Source organism: Blastococcus sp. SYSU D00820 (assembly GCF_054050695.1).
Genome location: NZ_JBJGZW010000004.1, coordinates 222,832 through 231,711, shown reverse-complemented (window position 1 = coordinate 231,711; position 8,880 = coordinate 222,832). Strand labels below are relative to the sequence as shown.

Below are 8,880 nucleotides of genomic sequence, written 5' to 3'. Positions count from 1 at the left end.
CCCCCCCCCCCCCCCCCCCCCCCCCCCCCCCCCCCCCCCCCCCCCGCCCCCCCCCCCCCCCCCCCCCCCCCCCCGGCTCCGTGAGAGGACCCGCCGTGCCCACCCCCGCCCTGCCGCTCCCCCCGCCGGCACACGCCGCTCCGCTGCCGCCGGCCGCGCCCGGCCCCGATGGCACCACCCGGCTGACCGGCGTGCCGTACGCCGCCGTGCCGGGCATCCGCCCGCTGGAGCTCGACCTGTACCTGCCGGCCGGCGACGGCCCGCACCCGGTCGCGCTGTTCCTGCACGGCGGCGGCTGGCGGCTGGGCAGCCGGCACGCCGCGGGACCGGCCTACGCCGGGCAGTCCCCCAGCCCGTTCGAGCGGCTCGCCGCGGCCGGCATCGCGGTCGCCAGCGCCGACTACCGGCTCACCGGCGAGGCGCAGTGGCCGGTGCAGCTGCACGACGCGAAGGCCGCGGTCCGCTGGCTGCGGGCGCGCGCCGGCGACCTCGGCGTCGACCCCGGCCGGATCGCCGCGTGGGGCGAGTCGGCCGGCGGGCACCTGGCCGAGCTGCTCGGCCTCACCGGCGACCGCCCGGAGCTGGCCGGCGAGGTCGGGGTGACCGGGCCGTCGAGCGCGGTCGCCGCCGTCGTCGCCTGGTACGCGCCCAGCGACGTCGCCGCCGTCGCTCCCGACACCGGCGCCGACCCGGCCGACCCCACCACCCGCGAGGCCCAGCTGCTCGGGGCCCCGGCGCCGGCCGTGCCCGAGCGGGCGGCGCAGGCCAGCCCGGTCACCCACGTCTCGGGCGGGGCGCCGCCGGTGCTGCTGCTGCACGGCCGGGCCGACCGGTTCGTGCCGTGCGTGCAGAGCGAGCGGCTGGCCGCCGCGCTGGCCGACGCCGGAGCCGCCGTCGAGCTGCACGCCTACGACGGCGCCGACCACATGTGGCTGGGCGCTCCGGAGGCGGCCGCGGACGCCGTCGAGCGCACGCTGGCCTTCCTCACCGTGCAGCTGCTCGACGGTTACGGAACCGCATAGGCCCGTCTGCCGCTCAATGGCAACGGCCTAGGTCGGCGTGACGGCCGCCACGGATGCTCGCAGACGTCGATCCCGACGCCCGGCGTCCGCCGACCCGCCGTCCGGTCGCACCGCACCTCCCACCCGTCGCCGCGCGATCGCGCGCGTCCGGATGGCCTGCTGAAGGAGAACCCCCGTGAGTGCACCTGCCGTTCCCGCCCGGGTGCCGGTGCTCGTCGCCGGTGGCGGCCCGAGCGGCCTGGCCGCGGCGATCGAGCTGGGCCGGCGCGGCATCCCGGTCCTCGTCGTCGAGCCCCGCACCACGCTGGACCCGCTCCGCCCCCGCGCGAAGACCACCAGCGTGCGGACGATGGAGCACCTGCGCCGCTGGGGCCTGGCCGACCGGCTGCGCGCGATCGCCCCGCTGCCGGTGTCGCACGCGCAGGACGTCGTCTTCTGCACCGGCCTGTTCGGGCACGAGCTCACCCGCTTCCGCAACGCCTTCGGCCTCTGGACGCAGCCGCAGGAGATCGCCGCGGAGGCCGGCCAGCAGGCGCCGCAGTCCGACGTCGAGCAGCTGCTGCGCGACGCCGCCGCCGAGCTGCCCGCCGTCACCCTGCTGATCGGCTCGCGGGTCACCGCGATCACCGACGGCCCGGACGAGGTCCGCGCCACCGTCGAGGGCCCGGACGGCGCCACCACCGAGGTCACCGCCGACTGGCTGCTCGGCGCCGACGGCAGCGCCGGCATCTCCCGGCGGGCCATCGGCGCCCGGTACGAGGGCTCCTCCGGCGCGCTGCCCAACCTCAGCGTCACCTTCCGCTCCCGCGCGCTCGAGGAGCGCCCCCTGTGCGCGCTCGGCGTGCACTACTGGGTCATCGGCACCGAGCGCGGCGGCCTCATGGGCCGGCTGGACCTCGACGGCACCTGGTGGGCGATCGTCCAGGGCGTCGACACCGTCGCCGACGACGTCGACCCGGTGGCGCTGGTGCAGGCGATGGTCGGCGCGGACATCGACGTCGAGGTGCTGGCCACCGACCCGTGGCAGGCGCGGATGCTGCTGGTCGACCGCTACCGCGGCGAGCGGGTGTTCCTCGTCGGCGACGCCGCCCACCTGAACCCGCCGTGGGGCGGGCACGGCTTCAACACCTGCGTCGGCGACGCGGTGAACATCGCCTGGAAGCTCGCCGCGGTGCTCGAGGGCTGGGCGCCGGAGGCGCTGCTGGACAGCTACGAGGCCGAGCGCCGCCCGGTCGCCGAGCGGACGATCGCCGCCGCCGGCAGCCAGGAGGCCTTCCTCGCGCCGGCCTTCGCCGACGCCGACCTGCACGACGACGGCCCGGCCGGCGCCGCGCTGCGCGCCCGGATCGCCGAGGCGCTGCAGGTCAAGGACCCGGAGTTCCACAGCCTGGGCCTGGTGCTCGGCTACGACTACCCGGACTCCCCCGTCGTCGTCCCCGACGGCCGCGGGCACCCGGCTCCCGAGCTGCAGGTCTACACGCCCTCGGCGCACCCCGGGGCCCGGCTCCCGCACGCCTGGCTGGCCGGGGACCGCTCGCTCTACGACCTGCTCGGGCGCGACCTCACGCTGCTGCGGATCTCCGCCGACGCCGCGACCGACGGCCTGGCCGCGGCCGCCGCCGAGCTCGGCGTCCCGCTGACCGTCGTCGACCTGACCGACCTGCCCGCCCTGCGGGTGCTGCTGGGCGCCGGCCTGGTGCTCGTCCGGCCCGACCAGCACGTCGCCTGGCGCGGCGACGCCGCGCCCGAGCCGGCCGCGGTGCTCGCCCGCGTCACCGGCCGCACCCCCCAGCCCGCCACCACGGCCCCGACCTCCGGAGAGACCACGCGATGACCGCTTCCTTCCCCGACGGCTTCCTCTGGGGCGCGGCCACCGCCGCCCACCAGATCGAGGGCGGCAACGTCAACAACGACCACTGGGAGATGGAGCACGCGCCGCACACGCCGTTCGCCGAGCCCAGCGGCGACGCCTGCGACTCCTACCACCGCTGGCCCGAGGACCTGGACCTGGTGGCCGGCGCGGGGCTGAACGCCTACCGGTTCAGCCTCGAGTGGAGCCGGATCGAGCCCGAGGAGGGCGAGTTCTCCCGCGCGGCCCTGGACCACTACCGGCGCGTGCTGGACGGCGCCCGCGATCGCGGCCTGGCCCCGGTCGTCACACTCGTGCACTTCACGATGCCCCGCTGGCTGATGCACGACGGCGGCTGGACCGGCCAGAAGGCCGGCGACCGGCTCGCCCGCTTCGCCGAGTTCGCCCTTCCCGCGCTCGCCGACGCCGAGTACGTCTGCACGGTCAACGAGCCCAACCTCATGGCCGCCCAGCCGGTCATGGGCGCGATGGCCATGCGCGGCGAGGAGATCAAGGGCCTGCCCCGCCCCGACCAGGCCGTGGCCGACGCGCTGCTCGGCCTGCACGGGCGGGCGATGGACGTGCTGCGCGGGAACGTCGCGCGGGCCGGCATGACGCTGGTCGGCCGGGAGCACATCGCCGAGCCCGGCGGCGAGGAGCGCATGGCCGAGGAGCGCGCCGCGTTCGAGGACCAGTTCCTCCGGGCCGCGGCCGGCGACGACTTCGTCGGCCTGCAGATCTACACCTGCGCCCGGTTCGGCCCCGACGGGCTGATCGCCCCGGCGCCGGAGCTGCAGACCCTCGCCCACGGCATGGAGTACCGGCCGCAGGCGCTGGGCGCGGCGGTCACCCGCGCCGCCGAGGTGCTGCCCGGCGTGCCGCTGCTGGTCACCGAGAACGGCATCGCCACCGCCGACGACGAGCAGCGGATCCGGTTCACCACGGACGCGCTCACCGGCCTGGCCGCGGCGATCGATGCCGGCGCCGACGTCCGGGGCTACCTGCACTGGAGCCTGCTGGACAACTTCGAGTGGATGCTCGGCTACCGGCCGACCTTCGGCCTGGTCGCGGTGGACCGGGAGACCTTCACCCGCACGCCGAAGCCGAGCCTGGCCTGGCTGGGCGAGGTCGCCCGCCGCAACGGTCTGGCCTGAGAGGAGATCCCGGGATGAGGTTCGTGGGGATCCGGCGGCCCGGTGCCGCCGGGGTCGAGGTCGCCGCGCTCGCCGAGGACGGCGGCTCGGTGACGGTGGTCGCCGGCCTGGAGGAGTTCTGGGCCGACGCGGCGGCGCACCTGGCCGCCGAGCCGGCCGGCGCGACCCTCCCGGCCGAGGGCCTGCAGTTCGTGCCGCCGGTGCTGCCCGGGGCCCGGGTCATCTGCATCGGGCTGAACTACCTCAAGCACGTGGCCGAGGGGTCCTACTCCGGCGAGGGCGTCCCGCCCTACCCGACGCTGTTCGCCCGCTGGACCCAGTCGCTGACCGTGGGCGGGGCCGAGGTGCCGGTGCCCGCCGACGAGGACGGGATCGACTGGGAGGGCGAGGTGATGGCCTACGTCGGGTCGACGCTGGTCGACGCCACCCCGGAGGAGGCCCTGGCCGGCGTCGTCGGGTACTCCACGTTCAACGACCTCACCTCCCGGCGGGCGCAGAAGCTCACCAGCCAGTGGATCCTCGGCAAGAACGGCGACGCCTCCGGCCCGCTCGGGCCGATCGTGCCGGCCGCCGAGGTCGGCGACCTGCGCGACGGGCTGCGGGTGCAGACCCGCGTCAACGGCGAGACCGTCCAGGACGGCACCACCGACCAGATGGTCTACACCGTCGGCGACACGCTCGCGCTGATCTCGCGCACCTTCACCCTGCGCCCCGGCGACCTGCTGGCCACCGGCACGCCGTCCGGCGTCGGGTACGCCCGCACGCCCGCGTGGCTGCTGCGGCCCGGCGACGTCGTCGAGGTCGAGGTCGACCGGCTCGGCGTCCTGACCAATCCCGTCGTCGGGAACGAGGCGCGTCATGGCCGGTGAGTTCCGCCAGTACCTGTTCCCGCACGACCACCCGCGGGTGGCCGAGATCCGCGGGATGGACGCCTACACCTACGGCGAGTTCGCCAAGCGGCCCGGCACCTTCACCGGTGGGCTGGTCGAGGGCTGGACGCCGCTGTACCGCAACCAGTTCCGCGGCGTCACCGAGGACGGCACGCTGCGCGAGGGCCTGTACCCGCTCACCCCGGCCGAGCCGGGTGAGGAGGCGCCGGTCGCCGCGATGGTCGACGCCGCCGAGGCGTTCCTCGCCGCGCTGAGCGACAGCGACCGCGAGCGCGTGCGCTTCGACGTCGACGCCGTCGAGTGGCAGACCTGGGCCAACCCCGAGTTCCTGCAGTTCGACACCGGCCTGCGCCTGGAGTTCCAGCCCGAGGAGGTGCGGTCGCTGGCCCTCGACCTGGTCCGCGCGTCCCTGTCGCCCGAGGGCTTCGCCGCGGTGCACGCGATGATGCTGGTCAACGGCTTCCTCGGGGACGTCGTCGACCTCCCCACCGTGCTGGGCGAGTGGAGCTACAACGTCGCCGTCTACGGCACGCCGGACCTGCGCGCGCCCTGGGGCTGGCAGCTCTACGGCCACCACGCCGCCGTCAACTGCCTGGTGGTCGAGGGCCGCATGGTCGTCTCCCCCGTGTTCCTCGGCGCCGAGCCCGACGAGATCGACGAGGGCCCGCACGCCGGCCTGTCCGGGCTGTTCGCCGACCGGATCGACGCCGGGCTGGCCGTCATGGCTGCGCTGACCGGCGACCAGCGCGCGCGGGCGACGCTCTACGCGCAGATGGTCGACCCGGCCATGCCCCCGGGCCGGGTGCACCCCGGCGACGAGCGGCACCTGGCCGGGGCGTTCCAGGACAACCGGGTGATCCCGTTCGAGGGGGTGCCGGTCGCCGAGCTGTCGGCGGAGGCCCGGCAGGCGGTGCTCGACGTCGTCGCCACGTTCGTGCGCCTGCTGCCCGAGGGCCCGCGTGCAGCGCGGATGCGGGAGATCGAGGCGCACCTGGACCGGACGTGGTTCTGCTGGATCGGCGGCCACCGGCCCGGCGACGTCTTCTACTACCGGGTGCAGTCGCCGGTGGTCGTCGCCGAGCTCGACCACCACTGCGGGGTGTTCCTCGACTACGACACCCCGAAGCCGTTCCACATCCACACGGTGCTGCGCACCCCGCACGGCAACGACTACGGCCGCGCCTGGGTGCGGCAGTGGCAGGAGCGCGCCGGCCGCTGAGCGCTCGCGCCGGCCCGCACATGATCAGGGTTCCTGGTCGTGCCGGGTCCTCCCCGACGGCGCGCGGCCGGGGAGGACCCCGCGGGATCAGGGACCCTGATCGTGTGCGCGGGGCGCCGGCGCGCGCAGGTGCCGGTCCAGGAACCGCAGGATCCGCGCCCACGCGTCCTCGGCCGAGGGCTCGTGGTAGCTGAACCCGGCCACCCGCTCGATCACCCCGAACGGGCCGGCGCTGTGCCGGTTCAGGAACGAGTGCCCGGCGTCCGGGTACTCCTTCACGTCGTGCGGCACGTCGAGCTGCGTGAGCACCCGCTCCAGCCGCTCGGCCGCACCGCGCAGCATGACGTCGCGGCGGCCGTAGCTGGCCACGACCGGGCAGGCGCCGCGCAGCGCCTCCTCGGGGTCCTTCGGCAGGAAGGCGTAGTTCGGCGCCGCGGCGTCGAACCCGCGGGGCGCGGTCATGAGCGCGAACCCGCCGCCCATGCAGAACCCGAGGATGCCGACCCGCCCGGTGCAGTCCGGACGGGCGGCCAGCCACGCGCGGGTGGCCTCGAGGTCGCCGAAGGCCGGGCCCTCGCCGCGGCTCAGCGCCCGGAACGTCGAGCGCAGGCAGCGCAGCACCCCGCCGGCGCTGAACAGGTCGGGGGCCACCGCGAGGTAGCCCGCGGCGGCCAGCCGGTCGGCCTGCTGGCGGGTGTCGTCGGTGAGGCCGAAGGCCTCGTGCACCACCACGACCCCGGGCCAGGGGCCCTCCCCCACCGGGGGGCCGGCGAGATGGGCGCGCAGTTCCGGCGTCGAGGCGGCACCGGGCACGGTGGTCGCGGGCAGGGTGGACTCCCGGGGTCGGCGGGCAGCGGGCCGCCGGCGACGCTACCGACGCCGCCGGTCCTCCGCCCGCCGGGCGGTCAGGTCTTGCTCTTGCCCTGGGCGCTGGAGTGCTCGTGCCGGTCGTCGCCGTGCCGGACGTGGTGGGTCTGCTTGCTCGCGCCGGTCGTCGCCCCGGCCGCGCTGGGCGACACGCCGTCCTTCTTCGCCTGACGGACGGCGGCGCGCTGGGCGTCCTGGTCGTTGTTCTTCGCCATGGCTCACCGGTGCCCGCGACGCGCCGGGGGCACACCCCGGCCTGCCGTCAGAAGTGCGCCGCGGTCGCTCCGTGCGCGTGGACCTCGTGCCGGTCGAGGTCCCTCCTGGCCAGCCGGTGCTCCTCCTCCCACTGCTCGCGGCGGTCCCGCCGCCAGTCGAGGACGCCGAGCACCAGCGCCGCCGCCGCGCCGGCGACCGCCACGGCGAGCCCCGCCGCGGCCGCCACCTGGTGGTCCTGCCCGGTGGCGCCCAGGACGACGTAGAACAGCCCGGGCAGCGCGGCCGTGCCGATCGCGGCACCGAACCGCTGCGCGGTCTGCAGCCCGCCACCGGCCGACCCGGCCATCCGCACCGGCACGTTGCGCAGCGTCATCGTGATGTTCGGCGAGATGACGAAGCCGCCGCCGATGCCGCCGACCAGCAGGGCCGGCGCGATCGCCCAGCCGGCGCTCTCCGCCGGCACCAGCAGCAGGACGACGGCGGCCGCGGTGAGCCCGACGATCACGCCGGCCAGGCCGAACACGGTCAGCGCGCGGCCGTAGCGCTCCACGAGCCGCCCGGCGACGACGGCCGCCGTCGCCGAACCCAGCGCGAAGGGGGTGACCGACAGGCCCGACTGCAGCGGCGTGTAGCCCAGGCCGGTCTGGAAGAACAGCGCGAACACCAGCCAGATGCCGCTGAAGCCGAGGAAGTAGACGGTGCCCAGCGCCGCGCCGGCGGCGTAGCCGCGGGTCTCGGTGACCAGCCGCGGGTCGAAGACCGGCTCGCCGCCGTGGCGCACCACCCGGCGCTCCCACCGGAAGAACGCCACGAGCACCGCGACGCCGACCGGGAAGAGCCACCACAGCGAGGCCAGCCCGCCGGACTCGGCCTGCACCAGCGGGAACAGCAGCGCGAGGGAGCCGGCCCCGAGCAGGGCGACGCCCACGACGTCGACGTGCCCGCGGCCCCCCGAGCCGCCCGTGGGCAGCAGCCGCAGCGCCAGCACGAAGGCGACCACGCCGATGGGGACGTTGACGTAGAAGATCCAGCGCCAGCCGTCGGGGCCCTGGGCCAGGGCCAGGATCAGCCCGCCGACCACCGGGCCCGCGGCCGTGGAGATGCCGACGGTGGCGCCGAACAGCCCGAAGGCCCGGCCGCGCTCGCCGCCGCGGAACAGCTGCTGGATGAGCGCGGAGTTCTGCGGCGCCAGGCAGCCGGCGGCCAGGCCCTGCCCGAGCCGGGCGGCGATCAGCAGCCCCACGGTCGGTGCGGCACCGGCGGCGGCGCTGAAGAGCACGAACCCGGCCAGCCCGACGAGGAACAGCCGGCGCCGGCCGAGGGCGTCGCCGAGCCGCCCGGCCGGCACCAGGGCGAGGCCGAAGGTGAGCGCGTAGCCGGAGACCACCCACTGCACCCCGGCCGGCGAGGCGGCCAGGCCCTCCTGCATCGACGGCAGGGCCACCGACACGATGCTGACGTCGAGCAGGCTCATGAACCCGGCGACGAGCGTCACCGAGAGCGCGCGCCAGCGCCGCGGGTCGGGTTCGTAGCGCTCCTCGCCCGAGGGCGCGGGGACGTCACTGGCCGACCGTGTCACGAGGGCGCCTCCGGGGGATCGCTCGGAGGCGGGCCGCCCCCCTCCTCCCCGATCCTCCGCCTCCGACGGCGCGGCCGCGTCCCG

At 76.4% G+C, this 8,880-nt stretch carries 8 protein-coding genes; 5 read left to right on the top strand and 3 right to left on the bottom strand.

The window, feature by feature from the left end:
* Positions 1-95: 95 nt before the first annotated feature.
* The 5 genes from ACI79R_RS07865 to ACI79R_RS07845 all read left to right on the top strand — a co-directional run bounded on the left by ACI79R_RS07865 (position 96) and on the right by ACI79R_RS07845 (position 6,134).
* Entirely contained in the window at positions 96-1,022 is a 927-nt protein-coding gene (locus ACI79R_RS07865; RefSeq protein WP_456573040.1) for an alpha/beta hydrolase fold domain-containing protein, read from the top strand.
* 175 nt (positions 1,023-1,197) lie between these two features.
* Positions 1,198-2,856: an FAD-dependent monooxygenase gene (locus tag ACI79R_RS07860; protein ID WP_456573039.1), complete on the top strand. Its 1,659-nt coding sequence runs from the start codon at positions 1,198-1,200 to the stop codon at positions 2,854-2,856.
* The gene (locus ACI79R_RS07855; protein ID WP_456573038.1) at positions 2,853-4,025 is read left to right on the top strand and encodes a glycoside hydrolase family 1 protein; all 1,173 of its coding nucleotides are present in this window, start codon (positions 2,853-2,855) and stop codon (positions 4,023-4,025) included. The genes ACI79R_RS07860 and ACI79R_RS07855 overlap by 4 nt, the downstream gene beginning before the upstream one ends.
* A 14-nt stretch (positions 4,026-4,039) precedes the next feature.
* A complete protein-coding gene (locus ACI79R_RS07850; protein ID WP_456573037.1) occupies positions 4,040-4,894 on the top strand; it encodes a fumarylacetoacetate hydrolase family protein in 855 nt (284 codons plus the stop codon).
* Positions 4,884-6,134, top strand: coding sequence for a DUF3500 domain-containing protein (locus ACI79R_RS07845; protein ID WP_456573036.1), 1,251 nt, complete (start codon positions 4,884-4,886; stop codon positions 6,132-6,134). Before ACI79R_RS07850 ends, ACI79R_RS07845 begins: the two co-directional genes overlap by 11 nt.
* An 87-nt stretch (positions 6,135-6,221) precedes the next feature.
* Here ACI79R_RS07845 and ACI79R_RS07840 read toward each other — a convergent pair whose 3' ends face one another.
* From ACI79R_RS07840 to ACI79R_RS07830, 3 genes are all read right to left on the bottom strand, one after another.
* The gene (locus tag ACI79R_RS07840) at positions 6,222-6,947 is read right to left on the bottom strand and encodes a dienelactone hydrolase family protein (RefSeq protein ID WP_456573035.1); all 726 of its coding nucleotides are present in this window, start codon (positions 6,945-6,947) and stop codon (positions 6,222-6,224) included.
* Positions 6,948-7,039: 92 nt separating this feature from the next.
* Positions 7,040-7,216 (bottom strand): hypothetical protein, encoded by a 177-nt coding sequence (locus tag ACI79R_RS07835; protein WP_456573034.1) that lies wholly within the window; start codon positions 7,214-7,216, stop codon positions 7,040-7,042.
* Between the two features lie 47 nt (positions 7,217-7,263).
* Positions 7,264-8,796, bottom strand: coding sequence for an MFS transporter (locus tag ACI79R_RS07830; protein ID WP_456573033.1), 1,533 nt, complete (start codon positions 8,794-8,796; stop codon positions 7,264-7,266).
* Positions 8,797-8,880: the final 84 nt, after the last annotated feature.